11 protein-coding genes are annotated in these 18,610 nt (G+C 63.8%); 4 read left to right on the top strand and 7 right to left on the bottom strand.

The window, feature by feature from the left end:
* Positions 1-68: 68 nt before the first annotated feature.
* A complete protein-coding gene (gene pdxR, locus P9A16_RS29980) occupies positions 69-1,589 on the top strand; it encodes a MocR-like pyridoxine biosynthesis transcription factor PdxR (protein WP_024270720.1) in 1,521 nt (506 codons plus the stop codon).
* A gap of 15 nt (positions 1,590-1,604) precedes the next feature.
* Here pdxR and P9A16_RS29975 read toward each other — a convergent pair whose 3' ends face one another.
* Positions 1,605-3,221: a GMC family oxidoreductase gene (locus P9A16_RS29975; RefSeq protein ID WP_023512391.1), complete on the bottom strand. Its 1,617-nt coding sequence runs from the start codon at positions 3,219-3,221 to the stop codon at positions 1,605-1,607.
* Positions 3,222-3,385: 164 nt separating this feature from the next.
* Here P9A16_RS29975 and P9A16_RS29970 point away from each other — a divergent pair, with 164 nt between their 5' ends.
* Entirely contained in the window at positions 3,386-3,577 is a 192-nt protein-coding gene (locus tag P9A16_RS29970) for a cupin domain-containing protein (RefSeq protein WP_023512390.1), read from the top strand.
* A gap of 127 nt (positions 3,578-3,704) precedes the next feature.
* Here P9A16_RS29970 and bioB read toward each other — a convergent pair whose 3' ends face one another.
* The 5 genes from bioB to P9A16_RS29945 form a co-directional block, all read right to left on the bottom strand.
* A complete protein-coding gene (gene bioB / locus P9A16_RS29965; protein WP_023512389.1) occupies positions 3,705-4,694 on the bottom strand; it encodes a biotin synthase BioB in 990 nt (329 codons plus the stop codon).
* Positions 4,694-5,248: a biotin transporter BioY gene (locus P9A16_RS29960; RefSeq protein WP_023512388.1), complete on the bottom strand. Its 555-nt coding sequence runs from the start codon at positions 5,246-5,248 to the stop codon at positions 4,694-4,696. Before P9A16_RS29960 ends, bioB begins: the two co-directional genes overlap by 1 nt.
* An 83-nt stretch (positions 5,249-5,331) precedes the next feature.
* The gene (locus P9A16_RS29955) at positions 5,332-6,000 is read right to left on the bottom strand and encodes a GntR family transcriptional regulator (protein ID WP_023513956.1); all 669 of its coding nucleotides are present in this window, start codon (positions 5,998-6,000) and stop codon (positions 5,332-5,334) included.
* A gap of 130 nt (positions 6,001-6,130) precedes the next feature.
* Positions 6,131-6,916, bottom strand: a complete 786-nt coding sequence (locus P9A16_RS29950; protein WP_023513955.1) for an ABC transporter substrate-binding protein — start codon at positions 6,914-6,916, stop codon at positions 6,131-6,133.
* Entirely contained in the window at positions 6,916-7,671 is a 756-nt protein-coding gene (locus P9A16_RS29945; RefSeq protein WP_197032910.1) for a prolyl oligopeptidase family serine peptidase, read from the bottom strand. Before P9A16_RS29945 ends, P9A16_RS29950 begins: the two co-directional genes overlap by 1 nt.
* A 376-nt stretch (positions 7,672-8,047) precedes the next feature.
* Here P9A16_RS29945 and P9A16_RS29940 point away from each other — a divergent pair, with 376 nt between their 5' ends.
* Both P9A16_RS29940 and P9A16_RS29935 read left to right on the top strand, forming a co-directional pair.
* Complete coding sequence (locus P9A16_RS29940) at positions 8,048-13,531, top strand: glutamate synthase-related protein (protein WP_024270719.1); 5,484 nt, start codon at positions 8,048-8,050, stop codon at positions 13,529-13,531.
* Positions 13,532-13,541: 10 nt separating this feature from the next.
* Positions 13,542-15,290 carry a sulfite reductase subunit alpha gene (locus P9A16_RS29935; RefSeq protein WP_023515760.1) on the top strand — a complete coding sequence of 583 codons (1,749 nt, stop codon included), beginning with the start codon at positions 13,542-13,544 and terminating at the stop codon, positions 15,288-15,290.
* A 239-nt stretch (positions 15,291-15,529) separates the two neighbouring features.
* Here the strand turns inward: P9A16_RS29935 and P9A16_RS29930 are convergent, their stop codons facing one another.
* On the bottom strand, positions 15,530-18,319 hold the full coding sequence (locus P9A16_RS29930; RefSeq protein ID WP_024270718.1) for a bifunctional aconitate hydratase 2/2-methylisocitrate dehydratase: 2,790 nt from the start codon (positions 18,317-18,319) through the stop codon (positions 15,530-15,532).
* Between the last annotated feature and the right edge of the window lie 291 nt (positions 18,320-18,610).

The raw sequence follows: 18,610 nt of genomic DNA, 5'->3' as shown, positions 1-18,610 counted from the left end.
CGAGAAGGTCCACTTTGCTTTTCGTAGCGGACCATTATTGCGGTGACACGACAGACCGGGAGGGCGAGATGGTAAAATATCCGGGCGGAGCGCTGCTGCCCACGCTGCAATTCGACCGCACCTCCCGAACGCCGATCAGTGCCCAGCTCTGCACGGCGCTACGCGAGATGATTCTCTCGGGCGAACTCCAGCCCGGCGAACGCCTGCCCTCCAGCCGCACGCTGGCGAAAGATCACGGCGTTTCCCGCACCACGGCGATCAGCGTCTACGAACAGCTTGCTGCGGAAGGGCTGATCCGGTCGAGCATCGGTGCCGGGGCCTATGTCGCCGAAACGTTGCGCGACGGCCGGCCCGCCGCCACCGCGGCAAGCCCGGCCGGAGACGAGATCCGCAGCCCGCCGCGTCTCGCGCAGCTCAGCGCGGATGCCTCCGAACACTACTTTCCCCGCCTCGCGCACCCTGAAAACCCACGGCCCTTCATCACCGGCATTCCGGCCTTCGACGAGTTCCCGATGGCGCTCTGGGCGAGCATGGTGGCACGTTACTGGCGCCAGCCGCGCAACCTCCTGCTCGGCTACCCACCGGCCGAAGGGCTGATGGAATTGCGCCGGGCCGTCGCGATGCATCTGCGCGCCAACCGCGGCATCACCTGCGAACCCGAACAGGTTTTCATCTTCAACGGCGCGCAGGACGCCTTCAACCGCATCGGCAACACCCTGCTCGACCCCGGCGATACGGTCTGGATCGAAAACCCCGGCGCCATCGGCGCGCGCAACAGCCTGATTTCCTCGGGTGCGCGGCTGGTGCCGCTCAGCATCGACGAGGAGGGCATCAATGTCGCCGAGGGGCTGGAGGTCGCGCCGGATTTCCGCCTCGCCTTCGTGACGCCCGCCCACCAGCACCCGCTCGGCGTGACGATGAGCCTGCAACGCCGCTTCGAGCTGTTGCGCGCGGCCGAAAGGGCAGGTGCCTGGATCATCGAGGACGACTATGTCGGCGAGTTCCACTATGCCGGCCATCCGCCGCCGACGCTGAAGAGCGTCGATACGTCGGGCCGCGTCATCTATGTCGGCAGCTTTTCGAAAACGCTGTTCGCAGCCCTCCGCCTCGGCTACGTCGTCGCGCCGCCCGGTCTGGTCGATGTCTTTTGCCGCATCGCCGGAGCGACATTGCAAGGCTCGGCCGCCAGCCTGCAATCCGTCGTCGCAAGCTTTATCGAGTGTGGCCATTTCGCCAGCCATATCAGGCGCATGCGGCGGGTTTATGCCGAACGGCTCCAGGCTCTGCTCGACGGTGCGGCGACGCATATGCAGGGTGTTCTGGAAGTCGCGCCCACCGAAACGGGCTTTCACACCGTCGGGCGTCTTGCCGAGGATTTCGATGAACGCGCCGTCGCGCGCCGGGCGGCCGAGCGCAACATCCTCGTCTCGCCGATCGGCCGCTTCGCCATCACGCCCGTCCGCCAGCGCGGCCTCATCCTCGGCTTCAGCTCCGCCCCGCCGCGCATGATCGCAAGCGCGGCGGAAACGCTCGGCGCGGTCTTGAAGGACATGCGCAAGGCAGATGGCCCGAACCGTATCAGTGCGTGAGACGCGCCTGGCGGCTCAGCACGCGTCGGCGAGGATAAGGTCAGACCCTTTTTCGCCCACCATGATGGTCGGTGCATTGAGGTTTCCCGAGGTGATGCGCGGGAACACCGAGGCGTCGACGATACGCAGCGCCTCCAGGCCATGGACGCGCAGGCGCGGATCGACAACGGACGTCGGCGCATCCGGCCCCATGGCGCAGGTGCCGCAAGGATGGAACACCGAACCGGAGCGCGCGCGGATGTCGGCAATCAGGCCCCCATCATCCAGGACCCCGACACCCGGGCGGATCTCCTGTTCGATGATCTCCCGCATCGGGCCGGTCCGTGAAAGGCGCCGCAGGAAATGCGCGGCCTCCAGCAGCTCCTGCACATCCTCTTCCGTCGAAAGATAGTTCGGCTGGATTTCCGGCGCGGCGAAGGGGTCAGCGGAACGGATGGCAAGTTGGCCACGACTTGTCGGGTGACAGTTCGACACGCCGACGAGGAAGCCGGGGAAAGGATCGGGGCTCATCAATGCGCGCCGACCGGGAATGGCACGGGTATAGCTGACGGGCGAGAAATAGAGCTGCATGTTCGGGCGCGCGCGCTCCGGGCTTGTGCGAAAGAACCCGCCGCCCTGGTTCACGCTGAGCGAGAGCGGGCCGCTGCGCGTCAGCACGTAGCGCAGCCCCACCCGCAGCCGTCCCCACCACGGCCGCAGCACGTCGTTGAGCGTCGGCTGCCGGCTCCTGTAGAGATGGTCGAAACCGATATGGTCCTGCAGGTTCCGCCCCACGGAGGGCGCCGCGTGAACGACATCGATGCCGTGGCGCTTCAAGAGGGCCGGATCGCCGACGCCGGAAAGCTGGAGCAGCTGGGGCGTGTTGACCGCACCGGCCGACAGGATGACCGCGCGCCGCGCGCGAACCTGCCGAACCGCCCCACCCTGCCGGTATTCCACACCGACCGCCCGCTTTCCCTCAAAAAGCACACGGGTCGCATGCGCAGCCTTGATCACCCGCAGGTTCGACCGCCTGCGGGCGGGAGCGAGATAAGCCGTCGCCGTCGAGCAGCGAAAACCGTCACGCGTCGTGATCTGGTAGATGCCGACGCCCTCCTGGGTCGCGCCGTTGAAATCCAAATTGCGCGACAGGCCGGCCTCGACGCCGCCGGCAAGATAGTTCCGGCAGAGCGGATGCACGACCCCCTCTATGTTGGTAACGGTCAGCGGCCCGTCCTTGCCGCGCCACGTGTCGGCACCCGCAAGATTGTCCTCCATGCGCCGGAAGAGTGGCAGGACATCCGCATAGCCCCATCCCGGATTGCCAAGCGCGCGCCAGCCGTCGAAATCTTCGGCCTGCCCGCGGATGAACACCATCGCGTTGATCGAGCTGGACCCGCCGATGACCTTGCCCCGCGGCCAGTAGGACTGGCGGCCGCCGAAACCGGGCACCGGCTCCGTCAGATACTTCCAGTTCAGCGTCTTGTGATAGAAGGCCTTGCCGTAGCCGATCGGCATGCGCACCCAGAAATTCAGATCGCTGCCGCCGGCCTCCAGCAGCGCCACGCGATAGCGCCCGCCGTCGGAAAGGCGGTTCGCCAGCACGCAGCCCGCCGAGCCCGCACCGACGATCACATAATCGAACTCGTCCATTTGCCGCTTCACTCCCGGACCCTTCAAGGCTCCCCGTGCCTTGAAGCCCCTTCCTATCGTGAACCGGATTGCAGGGCAGTGTCCATTTCGATCTGATTGACATACCAGTCCGCACCTCCGGCCCGGCCAGATCGAAGGTCAGCACGCGAACGGCAAATGGATGGATGCAGGCCAAGGGGTCCCATGCCGGCGAGACCGAAGAATTCGCCATCGTCGTTTCCGGCCGTTTCGAACTGGTCATGGAAGGCATGACGCGCGCCTGCAATCCCGGTGACCACCTTGTCGTGGAAGCCGGCGTCGAGCACGCCATCCGCGTCATCGAACCGGGTCGGCTCGTGCTGATCGGCAGGACGTAAAACCTCATAACCCAGACGCGGACAGGTTTCTGAAACGCTCACGCAACTAGTCGCGGGCAAGCCCTTTTCATTGGCAAGGCGCTCGCCGGAACGGCGTGCACCTTGCCCCGAAGCTGGTTAGGCAAGTTTATTCTCCCGCGAGCAGAGAAGCGGGCCTCACGGCCGGGGCCACATGCATGCCCAGCCGCGCCAGCAGATCCCGATCCTTCCAGGCCGCCGGATTACCGGTTGTCAGCAGCTGATCGCCGACGAAAATGGAGTTCGCCCCCGCAAGGAAGCACAATGCCTGCAATTCGTCGCTCATTCCTGTGCGGCCGGCCGACAGGCGGACCACCGAAGCTGGCATAAGCACGCGCGCCAAGGCCACGAGGCGGACAAGTGCAAACGGGTCGACCGGCCTTGCCGTGCGCTGCACCGGCACGCCCTCGATCTCATTCCACAGGTTGATCGGCACGCTATCGGGGTGGGCCGGCAGGGTGGCCAGTGTAACCAGCATGGCGATGCGATCTTCTTCCGTCTCGCCCATGCCGAGGATCCCGCCACAACAGACCTTGATCCCGCCCTTCCGGACATGCTCGACGGTCTCCAGACGGTCTTCCATCGTCCGTGTCGTGGCGATCTGCCGGTAATAGTCCGGCGACGTGTCGATGTTGTGGTTGTAGAAATCCAGCCCCGCCACCTTCAGGCGTGTAACCTGCTCGGGACTGAGCATCCCGAGCGTCATGCAGGTCTCCAGCCCCAGTTTCGAGACGCCACGCACCATGTCGCAGAGCTTGTCCATGTCGCGGTCCTTGGGGCTGCGCCAGGCCGCACCCATGCAGAAGCGTTGTGCACCGGCGGCCTTGGCGCGCCCGGCGGCCGCCAGGACCGCATCCACGTCCATCAGCTTCGTTGCCTTCACGCCGGTCTGGTGGTGGGCGGATTGCGAGCAGTAGCCGCAATCCTCAGGGCAGCCACCGGTCTTGATGCTGAGCAGACTGGCCGTCTCGATCGCCGTTGGATCGAAATACAGTCGGTGGAGACCCTGTGCCCGGTACAGCAGATCCGGAAGCGGCAGCGCGTGGATCGTTCGTGCCTCCTCCACGGTCCAGTTGGACCTGACCTTGGAGCAGCTCATCACATCCGCCCCTTCAGCCGGCTCAGGCCCGTCACGCACGCTGTTGCCAACGCACTCTTGATCAGGTCTCCAAGGATGAAGGGCGCAAAACCGGCCGCGATCAATCCGGATGCTGGCACGAAGATCGCCAGCCAGAGAAGACCGGCAGCATAGACCACGGAAAGGCCCGCGAGCATTGCCAGAGCCTGTCCCATCCAGCCCCGTCCCTGTGCCAATCGCCCGATCACCACGGTCGAAGCCAGATAGCCGGCCAGGTAGCCACCGGTTGGACCAGCCATATAGGCCAATCCGATCCCACGTTCCGGCGAGCCCGAAAAGACGGGCAGGCCCGTCGCCCCAGCGGCCAGATAGCTGGCCATGGCCAGGAAGCCGGGCCTTGGGCCGAGGGCCGCGGCCAGGAAGAACACTGCAAGGGTATGCAGCGTCATCGGGACAGGCCAGAATGGGACCTGTATCTTGGCGCCGAGTGTGATGATCGCCGCACCACAAAGGGCGATTGCCGCCTCGCGCCAAAGCGATACCGAGCGTTCTAACGAGGGGTTGAACAATGCCATCGAGGCGTCCTCCAAGGATAGGTTTCGAATCTATCTATAATCTTGGGGAAGGGCGATGGGTGAGCAATCAGGATTATAGATAATTATCCTGGAATCTCGTAAGTCTCTCTGGGATCAGCATTTTTTACAGACGGCTTCCGCTTGCCGATCCAGCCGACATGGCGCGCCAATGTCGAGCAAGCGAAATCAATCCGCCCTTCCCGCAGAGCATTCAAAATCGCACGATGGTCATGATCGGTGCGAGCTTCCCAGTCCCGACGCCAGGCGGCAAACAGAAACCGCGCGCTGGCCGCCTGCAGGTCATCGATCGTTCGAAGCAAGCGCGGCATACGGCAGGGCGCAAGGATAAGATGGTGGAAGCGACGGTTTGCAAGCTCCCAGTCCCGCACATTCGTTGCGCAATCCCCGAGCCGGTTAACCTCTTCTGCTTCCTCGATAATAAAGCGCGTCAGGTTGGGTGCGGCGTGGCGCAGCGCCAATATCTCCAGGCTCGACCGCATCTCGGCAACCTCGCGCAATTCGGCGACGTCGAAATCCGTGACACGAAACCCCCGCCAGGGCTCATTCTCCGCCAACCCCTGCGTTTGCAATGCCCGGAAAGCCTCACGCACCGGCACATGACTGGCCCCGAATTCGGCGGCGATATGGTCCTGCCGCAGCCGCGCGCCCGGGGGAATCTCGCCCGTGATGATCCGGCCGGCAAGAATACGGGCAATGCGTTCGGAAAGAGTTTCGTCTGCAGTGGTTGACATGAATCATAGATAATCTGAGAGGCCAGGCCTGTCGATCCCTTCGCATAGGCGCGTTGCGCTGCCTCAGTCTTAGAATTCAACGGCAAAGGCCGACCTCAAAAAAGCGGTTTGTGGCCTGACTGCTTGCCGCTCACAGAGCCTGCCCCTGGCATCTCTCCAACACCGCGAACCTTTTACATTTGGCCAACAGGCCGAAATGCGACCGTGCCAGGCGCCTTGTGTTGCCGTCCGCAATGTTCCGACCTCCGGCGAACGCCACATAGTCTGACGTGGAACCCGGCGACCAGCAGCAGTCCGCGCTGTTGGCATGTGCCTCCACCAGGACGGAAGGGCTGGACACGCGATCGGCGACTAGCCCTTCGATGCGATCCATGCGCTCGTCATAGAATCGGGTGAAGGCGCCCGCGCGGTCCGCTTTGCCGAACATCTCGCCGAGGATGCGCATCGAGCCGGTGATCTCTCGTCGCCCGCGGCTGACCGTATCGGAGGCCGCGCCGATGAACACGACCGCGACACCCGCTTTTTCGAGCTGGCGGACGACGTTGTCGTCGGGCGTATAGCCTGGGCCAAGCACCGCGACGTCCGGTTCCAGAGCAAGCGCCGCCTCCACGGAGAAGCCACCGGCATTGGGATCACCGAGGCTCGCTATGCGGTCGAGCTCGGGAAAACGCCGGCGGTCCAGAGGAAGGAGGCTTGCGGCGATGCGGTCGGCCCCCGCCCAGCCGACGATCGGCGCAGCCGGATCGTCGAGCAGCAGCGAGAGAAAGATGAAATCGAGGCTGTCCCCCAGCACCACTCTTTGCGGCGGGTCGGCAAGGTCGATGGAACGCCCCAGGATATCGGTGATGCGCTCCGCCGCCGAAGCGCCGGCAAAGAGCTGCAGAAAGACAGCAAGCATCAATGCCAGAAGCCGCATCAGCCGAGCGCCCATTCCGCGAAGGCGTAGACATGCGCCATATGCTGGAACTCTGAAAGGCGCCCGGAGGCACCACCATGGCCGCCGCATTCCATCAGTGTCTCAAGGAGGAAAAGAGAGGTGCCCGTCGAACGGGTGCGCAGGCGCGCGATCCATTTTGCCGCCTCCCAGCAGGGAACCCGTCCGTCCGAAATGCCGGTCGTCGCCAGAACGGGCGGATAGGGTTTTGCACCAATGGTCTCGTAAGGCGCATAAGCAGCGATGACGGCATGGTCCGCTGGGACGTTTTTCGGGTCACCCCATTCGGCGCACTCGGGTTGGGTGAGCGGCAACGTATAGTCGCTCTGGCTGTTGAGAACATCGACGAAGGGAACTTCCGCTATGACACCGCCAAACAACCCCGGAGCCAAGTCGAGTGCCGCCCCAACCAAGAGCCCGCCCGCAGAAGCGCCCTGGGCCACAATGCGGCCTGCAGCGGTGTATCCTTCCTGAACAAGGCCGTTCGCACAGGCAGCGAAATCGGAGAAGCTGTTCGGTTTCGAACGCCCCCTGCCCGCCTCATGCCAGCCTCGCCCGTTTTCCCCACCGCCGCGCACATGCGCGATGGCATAGACCCAGCCGCGATCGACAAGGGACAGGACTGCCGGATCAAAGGATGGTTCGCAGCAATGGCCGTACGCGCCGTAGCCGTAGAGCAGCAGCGGCGCGGACCCGTTGCAAGGCGTCGCGCGCAACTTGAGGAGGGAAATCGGCACACGGACGCCATCCGAGGCCTCGGCATAGGATATCAACGTGTCGTAGCGACTTGCTTCAAAACCGGCGCCGGCTGCTCCCACAGTTGCTCGACGCTCGCCGTTGCCGGGTCATGGGCGTTCAGCCGCGCCGTTGCTGCTCTGTGGCAAATCGGAGGCTGGCTTGTCGGCACCGCTATCAGCGGATCGGATCCTATCATGAGAGCGCTGCCCGAACTCGAAATGGGAGCGGCGCAAGTTTGCGCCAAACTTGGCTCTCATTTGATCAGAAAATTACGCGTTGATCACACCATGCGAATTTTTCGAACAAAAACTTGACTCGATAACTCCTGTTAATATAGGTCAGCATGACTGACGCATCTTGACAGGAGGACGCACGTTGGATCATCGCGAAGAAACCTTCGGCCTTTACGATCACGCTCATGAGAAGAGCAGCTGCGGCGTTGGTTTCATCACGCGAAAAGACGGAAAACAGACACATGACGTCCTGAAAAAAGGCCACGAAGCGCTCTGCGCCGTGCCCCATCGCGGCGGCATGTCGGCGGAGGGCGTCGGCGACGGTGCCGGGATTTCGGTCGATATCTCGCTTGGCTTCTTTCGCAAGCTGACCGGCCGGGACGACCTTCAACCGCGCCGCTTCGGCGTCGGCAACTTCTTCCTGCCGAACGATCCGGCATTTCGGCAGGAGGCCGAAAACATCATCGAGGGCGCGCTTGCCGGACAGGGTCTCTCCCTGCTTCTGACGCGCGACGTGCCTGTCGATGACAGTGCCATCCGCCCGGCGGCGATCCGCCACCAGCTCCCGATCCGTCAATGGGTCTTTGCGTGTCACGACGAAAAGGCGAGCCAGGCGGAGTTCGATGTCCGCATCCACAAGGCGCTGCTGGCGATCGAGGCGCGCGCCTATACCGAGCCGCAGCTTGCCGGGCTCTATCCGCTCTCGCTGAGCGCTAGGACGCAGGTGCTGAAGGGGCGGCTCAACTCCAACGAAGTCATGCCCTATTTCCGCGACCTCGTGGACCCGGATCACACCGTCAACACCATGTATTTCCACACGCGGTTTTCCACAAACACCGACCCGCATCCCTCCATGGCCCAGCCCTTCCGGCTGATGGCGCATAACGGCGAACTCAACACCGACCGCAAGAACCGGCTCTCCGAGGCCGCAATCGCGCTCGCCAAAAACGCCTCGATCATCCGCCCGAAGGGCCAGTCGGATAGCTGCCGTCTCGACCAGACGCTTCAGACGCGTGTCTTGGAAGACGGCCTCGATCTCGTCACCGCCGTCGTCTCGATGATGCCGCCGGCCTGGGAGAACGACGACACGCTGTCATCAGATGTCGTGGCAATGCTCGAATATTTCTCGCTCTACGAGGAGAAGAATGACGGCCCCGCCGCGCTGATCTTCGGCGACGGTGACATGATCGGCGCACGGCTCGATCGTCTGGGGCTGCGGCCGCTGCGCACCGTCGAGACCGCCGACTATCTCTGCGTGATGTCGGAAGCCGGCCAGATCGCCTTTCCGCCGGAAAGCGTGCTGCGCCGCGGCCGCATCGAAGCTGGCGGCATGCTCTGCTACGACCACACGGAAAAGCGCGCCTTCGGCACGAACGAGGCGCTGGAAATGCTCGCCGCCCGCCGCCCCTATCGCCACCTCCTCCGCGAGGCGCGCGTCAATCTCGCCGACCTGCCGGAAATCCCGGCCGAAGCGCAGGGCTCTCCGCTGCGCTACAACGGCGATCTCGAACGCCACCAGCGCTACGTCGCTTACTCCTTCAACCAGGAAAGCTTCAAGTTCCTGATGGACCCGATGCTGGCGACCGGGGCGGAAAAGATCTCCGCCATGGGCTACGGCAACGCCATCAACGCCCTCTCCGACCAGGAGGGCGGCGTCGCGAAGTATTTCTCGCAGCGCTTCGCGCAGGTCACGAACCCGCCGCTCGATTCGATCCGCGAGGCTGACGGCATGACGCTGCGGGTGGCGCTCGGCGCGAAGCCGAACATCGGCGCGAAGGCCGCCCGCCAGATCGTCGTGCCCTCGCCGATCCTCACCCATCTCGACATGCTGCGCATCCGCGAACAGCTGGAAACGCCGGTCAAGCGTTTCGAGATGCTCTATACGCCTGATCTTGAAGATGCCGAGGCCAACGAACAGGCGCTGGAACAGGCGATCGACGCTCTTTGCACCGCCATTGTAGGTTTCGCGCGGGAAGAGGGTGGCATCGCCGTCGTCACCGACCGGCATGTCGCCCGCGCCCGCGCTGCCTTGCCGATGATCCTCGTCATCTCCGCCGTCAACCAGAAGCTCATCGAGGAGGGCCTTCGTCTCCGGCTGTCGCTGGTGGTCGAGAGCGGGCAGATCGCATCCTCGCACCATGTCGCGGCTGTGCTCGGCTTCGGCGCTTCGGCGGTCTATCCGCTCGGCGTGCAGTTCCGCGCCGAGGAAAAGTTCGGTGGAGAGGCCGACAAGGCCTTCAAGCGCTTTGCCAAGGCGGCCGAAAAGTCGTTGATGAAGACCATGGGCAAGGTCGGCCTATGCACCGCCGAAAGTTATATCGGCGGCGAGTTCTTCGAGCCGAACTTCCTCGACACCAACGACCGCGTGCTCAAGCGCTACTTCCCGAACGTCAAGACGCCCGTCGGCGGCGTGAATTTCAAGGTGATCGCCGCTGCCGTCGCCGACTGGCATGCCAAAGCGCTGACGGTGCAGCAGGAGGACGACATTCCCCTGCTCGGCCTCTTCAAGGAGCGCGCGGAAGGCGCCGGCCACTCCTTCGGCACCGCCGCCGTGCGCGGCTTCATCGACATGACGGAGGAGAAGATCGGCTTCGAGAGGCCGGAGGAGGACGATCCATTCCTGCGTCTCCTGACACTCAACCGTCTGGACGACGCCTTCGGCCTCGATGACGCTGCCTATCGTAACAACGGTTTTGAGAAACTGACGCCCGAAGCGATCGACCGCTTCGCCATCACCCCTGGCTACCGCGCCTTCATCCGCCAGATGACGGACGAGCGCGCGCGTCGCCCCGCCGCGCTGCGCGACGTCCTCGCGCTGCCGGCCGACGTCACCTACCTCTCCTCCGCCGAAGATTTTCGCAAGGAGATGGGCCGCTTCTCGCGCAAGGGCAACAACAACTTCATGGTGCGCGGCCTTGGCTGTGACAGCATCGGCCAGGATACGTTCCGCCTCACCCTCACGGATGGCGAACTGGCCCGGCTGGCGGCGCTCGGCCAGTCGCTCGTCATGCGCTTCGGCGGGGATATTCTCGGCCACTGGCTGGAGGGTGGCGCGCTGATGGTGCAGGCGGCCGGCGAGGCGCTGGACTATCTCTCGCTGATCCGCACGGCGCCGCAGAGCATTCCGCTCGAAACGGTGCAGAAGGCGAGCGAGATCACCCCGCTTCTTGCCTCCGGCGCGATGAGCCACGGCGCGCTTGTCGCGACCGCCCATGAGGCGGTCGCGCACGGCACCAACATGGTCGGCGGCATGTCGAATTCCGGCGAAGGCGGCGAGCACATCTCGCGCTACGGCACCATCCGCGCCTCGCGCATCAAACAGTTCGCCTCCGGCCGCTTCGGCATCTGGGCCGGTTATCTCGCCGATCCCATGCTGGAGGAGCTGGAGATCAAGATCGGCCAGGGCGCAAAACCCGGCGAAGGCGGCCAGTTGCCCGCCCAGAAAGTGACGGTCGAGATCGCCGCCGCCCGCGGCGGCACGCCCGGCGTCGAGCTCGTCTCCCCGCCGCCGCACCACGACACCTACTCGATCGAGGACCTTGCCCAGCTCATCCACGACTGCAAGGCGGCGCGCGTGCGCGTCATCGTCAAGCTGGTCTCCTCGGAGGGCATCGGCACCATCGCCGTCGGCGTCGCCAAGGCGGGCGCCGACGTCATCAACGTCGCCGGCAACACCGGCGGCACGGGGGCCGCCGCCGTCACCAGCCTGAAATACACCGGCCGCGCCGCCGAGATCGGCATCGCCGAGGTGCACCAGGCGCTCTGCGCCAACGGCCTGCGCCAGAAAGTATTGCTGCGCTGCTCCGGTGCACACCAGACGGCGAGCGACGTCGTCAAGTCGGCGCTGCTCGGCGGCGACAGTTTCGAGTTCGGCACGACCGCGCTGATGATGCTGAAATGTGTGATGGCGAAGAACTGCAACATCAAATGCCCCGCCGGCCTCACCACCAATCCGGAGGTCTTCGACGGCGATCCGCGGGCGCTGGCGCAATATCTCCTCAACATCGCGCACGAGACGCGGGAAATCCTCGCCGCGCTCGGCCTCTCCTCGCTGCGCGAAGCGCGCGGGCGCAGCGATCTGCTGCACCTCCTCGATCACCCCGCAAGCGTCGGGCAGCTTGACCTGCGCGCCATGCTCGCCGTCGTCGCGGAGGTGACGATCGCCGACCCCGTCTACATGGAAAAGGATTTCGCCGTCGACGACGGTTTCATCGAGCTTGTGCGCTCCGCCCTCATCGAGGGCCGGCGTGTCGACGTGGAACTTGGCGGCAATCGCCCTCTCAACAATTGCAACAAGACGGTCGGCGGCCAGCTCGCCGTCGATATCGAGCGCCTGCTCAACTACGACCTGACGGAGGAACAGATGCACGCCCTTCCCTCCGTCCGTCAGGACGACCGCGGCCGCCGCTTCCTCGACGCCGGCAGTGTACGCATATCCACCTCGGGCTCGGCCGGCCAGTCTTTCGGCGCCTTCTGCAACGATGGCATGGCGCTGACCCATACCGGCACCTGCAATGACGGCGTCGGCAAAAGCGCCAATGGCGGCGTCATCGCCGTGCGCTCGCCGGGCGGCGGCTCTGACGAGGCGGGCGGCAATGTGCTGGTCGGCAATTTCGCGCTGTTCGGCGCGACGGGCGGGCGGCTCTTCGTCGAAGGCCAGGCCGGCGACCGTTTTGCCGTGCGCAATTCCGGCGCGACGGCCGTGGTCGAAGGCGTCGGCGATTTCTGCTGCGAATACATGACGAACGGCGCGGTGCTGAACCTCGGCACCTTCGGCAAAGGGTTCGGCAACGGCATGAGTGGCGGCTTCGTCTACCAGTACGATCCCTATGGCGACCTGCCGAAGAAGATGAGCCACGATTCCATCCTGCTCGGCGCGATCGGCGACGAGGGCGACGCGATGGCGGTCGTCCATGCGGATACCGTGCGCCTGCTGCTCGAATGGCATCTCGCGGCGACCGACTCGAAAAAGGCGCAATGGCTTCTCGAAAACTGGGAGAGCGAGAAGCACAATTTCGTCTACGGCCTGCCGCGCGCTTTGCTGCTCTACCAAGATAGCGACGCCATCCTGAAGGCGAAGAGCCGCAAGGATCTTGTCGAGGAACTCTCGACGGCACTTGCCGGCCATCAGGTGCGCAAGTTCAAGCTCGCCTATCGTGACCGCAAGGCGGTCCTCAACGGCAATGTGCCCGGCTACGGCGAGACCGATACGGAAGGCATGTTCGTCCTCCTCAACAACTACACGGTGCTCAGCATGGCGCAATCGATCGCCCTTGCCCGCGTGCCTGGCGCGCGCGGGCCGTCCGATCCCGCGGTGGAGAAGGCCGTGCGCAACCTCTTGCTGACGGAAGATTTCTCCCTGATGCAGAAACTCGCCCGCTACGCGCGCGCCGCGGTCGCCGACCACGACGACGAGGCGCTGGCCGTGATGGTCGCAGCAAAACGCCTCGACGACTACCGGCAGGCACTGAAAGGCCGCAACACGCGCGCCATCGACAGCCCCGGCACCTACGGCTGGATCCTCCACCAGTCCGCCCGCAACATCGAGCGCATCGGCCGCATCCCCAGCTTCGAGGAGCTGTTCGCGCGCCAGGCGATTTCCGGCTTCGCGCCGGCAAGACAGTGAGGCAAAGACGATGAAGATCCCCTACATCCCTGACGATGCGCCCTTCAACGCCGACCAGCGGGCCTGGCTCTCCGGCTTCCTCGCCGGTCTCCATTCCCGCCTCGCCATAGAAACGCCTCCCGTCACCGCAGCGGCTGCGCCCACCAAGACCGTAAGCCTCCACATCCTCTACGGCACCCAGACGGGCAACGCCGAGCGCGTCGCGATGGAAGCGGCGGCGAGTGCCCGAACGCTGGGTCTTGCTCCTGAAGTCGCTGGCCTTGACGACATCACAATAGAGCAGCTCGCCGCCATGGAGCGGCTGATCGTCGTCACCTCCACCTATGGCGAAGGCGAGATGCCCGACAATGCGCAGCTCTTCTGGGAGGCGATTTCCGCCTCCACCGCGCCACGTCTGGAAAACCTGTGCTTCGGCGTCCTCGCCTTGGGCGATACCGCCTATGACGGCTTCTGCCAGGCCGGCAAACTCATCGACATGCGCCTCGAACAGCTCGGCGCGACGCGCATCCTCGCCCGGCGCGATTGCGATATCGACTATGAGGACCCGGCGGCCGCCTGGATCGGGCAGGTCGTGCCGCTCGCCGCGGAAAACGCCGGCGGCGGCGCCCTCTCCAGCGCGCCGGTCACCGCCGCAGTCCCGAAGGTGGCCGGTTGGAGCCGCAAGACCCCCTACCCGTCCCACCTCGCCGTAAACCGCCGTCTTTCCGGCAGCGCCTCGGCCAAGGAAATCCGCCACTACGAATTCGACCTCGGCGACAGCGGGCTGGACTACGAGGCCGGCGATGCGCTCGGCGTGATGCCGGTCAACGATCCCGCCCTCGTCTCGCTTCTCCTCGCGCGTCTCGGGGCCGATCCGCAAACGCCGGCCGGCGAAACCAGCCTTGAAACCGCACTGACGCAAAAATTCGAGATATCCACCCCCTCGCGCGACCTGATCGCCGAGGTGGAGCGCCGCGCCGGCAACGAGGAACTGACCCATGTGCTGCGCAACGGTGACAAGGAAGCACTGGACGCCTTCCTCTGGGGTAAGGATATCTGCGATCTTCTGGCGCTGGCTCCGCCATCAGCCTTCCCGGCTACGGATATCGTTACCCTGCTGAAGCCACTCCAGCACCGCGCCTATTCCATTTCCTCCAGCCCGCATGCCGCCGCCGGCAGCGTGCATCTCACCATCGCCAGCGTGCGCTATCACGCCGATGGCCGCGACCGCGGCGGCGTCTGCTCGACCTTCCTCGCCGACCGCGTGGCCGAAGGCTCAAGCGCCGGCATCTTCGTCTCGCAGAACAAATCCTTCCGCCTGCCCGCCGACAATGACGCGCCCGTCATCATGGTCGGCCCGGGCACCGGCGTCGCCCCGTTCCGCGCCTTCCTTCAGGAGCGCCGCGCCCGGGGCGCGAAGGGCCGCAACTGGCTGTTCTTCGGCGACCAGCACCGCGACAGCGATTTCATCTACGCCGACGAACTGTCCGAGATGAGCCGCGACGGGCTCTTGACGCGCCTCGACCTCGCCTTTTCCCGCGACCAGCAGGAAAAGATCTATGTGCAGACCCGCATGCGCGAACACGGCAAGGCGCTCTTTACCTGGCTGGAGGAAGGCGCCGCCTTCTATGTCTGCGGCGATGCCAGCCGCATGGCGCGCGACGTCGATACGGCGCTGACCGAGATCATCGCCACCCATGGCGGTCTCCCGGACGACCGCGCCGCCGATTATGTCGCCCGGCTGAAGCGGGAAAAAAGGTACCTGCGCGATGTCTATTGACGATATCGTCAGGCTGGCAGGGGAAGGATAGCACCGCGGTGGTTTCAAACACCTGCCGCGTATAGAGCCAGCCTGCCACCTTCCATCCAGTTCACGCTGTAGATGGAAGGACGACATTCTCTATCTGGTAGCGGCGGCGGATGAGCTTGCGCTCGACCGCGTGCTCTGCCGGCGGGCATACCCGCCGGCCTTCACGTTATCGGCATCAGGTTTCCGATGCCATCCTCTAGCGGAAACCCTCAGTACTGGACCGAACGGGGATCGATCGGAGCCGCTTTCGGCGGCGCGAACTTCGTCAGATCGATCCCTTCGACCGCAGCCTTGTACTCTTCCGCACTTGGCGTCCGGCCCAGGATCGCCGAAAGCACGACCACCGGGGTCGAGGCAAGCAGCGACTCACCCTTCTTTTCGGCAGTGTCTTCCACCACGCGGCCCTGGAACAGACGGGTCGAGGTTGCCAGAACGGTGTCGCCCTTCTCGGCCTTCTCCTGGTTGCCCATGCAGAGGTTACAGCCCGGGCGTTCGAGGTAGAGGATGTTTTCGTATTCGGTCCGGTTGCTGGTCTTCGGCTGCAGATCATCGAATTCGAAGCCCGAATACTTCTGCAGGATTTCCCAATCCCCTTCGGCCTTCAGTTCGTCGATGATGTTGTAAGTCGGCGCGGCCACCACGAGCGGGGCCTTGAACTCGACCTTGCCTTCGGCCTTTTCGATGTTCTTCAGCATCTGAGCCACGATCTTCACGTCGCCCTTGTGCACCATGCAGGAGCCCACGAAGCCGAGATCGACCTTCTTGTTGCCGCCGTAGTACGAAACCGGACGGATCGTGTCATGGGTGTAGCGCTTCGAAACATCGGCGTTGTTCACGTCCGGGTCGGCGATCATCGGCTCATCGATCACGTCCAGATCTACGACGACTTCCGCGAAGTACTTCGCATTGTCATCCGGCGCAAGCGCGGGCTTTTCGCCCGAGCGAATCTCGGCAATGCGTGCATCCGCCTTGGCAATCAGGCCCTTCAGCGTGCCTGCAGTATTTTCCATGCCCTTGTCGATCATGATCTGGATGCGCGACTTGGCGATTTCCAGCGACTCGATCAGCGTCTCGTCCTGCGAAATGCAGATCGAGGCCTTGGCCTTCATCTCGGCCGTCCAGTCGGTGAAGGTGAAGGCCTGGTCGGCGAGCAGCGTGCCGATATGGACTTCGATGATGCGGCCCTGGAAGACGTTATCGCCACATTGCTTGAGCATCTGTGCCTGGGTCGCATGCACCACGTCACGGAAGTCCATGTGCGGCTGCATCGTGCCCTTGAAGGTCACCTTGACCGATTGCGGGATCGGCATGGTCGCCTCGCCGGTGGCCAGCGCAAGTGCCACGGTGCCGGAGTCCGCGCCGAAGGCCACGCCCTTGGACATGCGGGTGTGGCTGTCGCCGCCGATGATGATCGCCCAGTCGTCCACGGTGATGTCGTTCAGCACCTTGTGGATGACGTCCGTCATCGCGTGATAGACACCCTTCGGGTCCCGCGCGGTGATCAGGCCGAAATTGTTCATGAAGGACATGAGCTTCGGAATGTTCGCCTGTGCCTTCTTGTCCCAGACGGACGCCGTATGGCAGCCCGACTGATAGGCGCCGTCCACGAGCGGCGAGATGACGGTCGCCGCCATCGCCTCGAGCTCCTGCGCGGTCATCAGACCGGTGGTGTCCTGCGACCCGACAATGTTCACCTTCACGCGAACGTCAGATCCTGCATGCAGGACCTTGCCCGGCGTCACACCGACGGCATTGCGGTTGAAGATCTTCTCGACCGCGGTCAGGCCCTGACCCTCGACGGTGATTTCCTTGTTCGGGGCAAAGACCGGGGTCTGCTCCACACCGAGGGTCTGGGCAGCAAATGTCTGGAGCTTCTTGCCGAAGACGATAGCATAGGAGCTGCCGGCCTTCATGAACTCCATCTTCTGCGGTGTGAAAGCGGCAGCGACATCGACCAGTTCCGCGCCGTCCTCGCCACGGAGCTTCTTGTTCTTCACGTCGATCTTCAGGACCGTGCCAGTCTCGACCGAGAACTTCTGCTCAAGGACCGGGTTACCGTCGTTGTTGAGGATCGGCTTGCCGTCTTCACCGGTCTTCTTGGTCCAGTTCTTCAGGTTAATGCCGATACCGCCGGTCACGTCGACCGTGGTCGCGAAGATCGGCGAAATGCCGTTGGTGCCCGCGACGACCGGTGCGAAGTTGACGAAGGGCACATAGGGGCTGGCCTGCTTGCCGGTCCAGAGCGCCACGTTGTTGACGCCCGACATGCGCGACGAACCGACGCCCATCGTGCCCTTCTCGGCAATCATCATCACGCGCTTGTCCGGGTGCTGCTTCTGCAGCGCGACGATTTCCTGCTGCGCTTCGGGCGTAATCATGCATTGGCCGTGCAGCTGACGGTCCGAACGCGAATGCGCCTGGTTGCCGGGCGACAGAAGGTCGGTCGAGATATCGCCTTCGGCGGCGATGAAGGTCACGACCTTGATCTCGTCCTCGACATCCGGGAGCTTGGTGAAGAACTCGGCCTTGGCATAGCTTTCGAGAATGCCCTTCGCGACCGCATTGCCAGCCTTGAAGGCGTCTCGCAGACGGAACATGTCGGCGTCGTAGAGGAAGACCTGCGTCTTCAGCACCTCACCGGCCTGCCCGGAAATTGCAGCATCCTCGCCAAGCGCGATGTCGAGCAGCACTTCGACCGAGGGCCCGCCCTTCATGTGCGACAGGAGTTCGAGGGCGAACTCGGGGGTGATCTCCGGGACGACAGTTTCGCCGAGGATGATCTTCTTGAGGAAAGCAGCCTTGACCCCGGCAGCACTCGTCGTGCCCGGCAGCGTATTGTAGATGAAGAAGTTTAGCGCGTCCTTGCGATGCTCGCTACCGGCATCTTCAATCAATGCAATGATTTCGCCGACAAGCGCGCCATCATCAATCGGCCTGGGAGCGAGCCCTTGCGTTTCTCTGCTTTTGATCTCGGCCAGATAGTCCAGGTACAGGTTCATCGCAATCCCAACGTCTAGAGGTACACGGCTGCTGAAAGGCAGCGCCACCGAACCGCATGTTCGCCGGCCCAGCTTCTTATGCGCCACGAGTAGGTCAACCAACGCCAGCTGGCAAGATGCCGTATTTTAGTAAAAAAGTGGTGCTTTCAATTCATGTTTATCTGAATAAAGATGCTCGTAGCGAGCGAGCCGAATGGAAAGACCGTTTTACCCCACCGGCTGTTCCCATCAGACAACTGACGACGCATTGCCTCAGTTAACGCGGTTCGCTCAGCACCTTCTCAAAACCAT

Source organism: Shinella sp. 838, assembly GCF_029623935.1.
Lineage (GTDB): Bacteria > Pseudomonadota > Alphaproteobacteria > Rhizobiales > Rhizobiaceae > Shinella.
The sequence above is the reverse complement of the archived record's forward strand: the minus strand, read 5'-3'. Positions and strand labels throughout refer to the sequence as shown.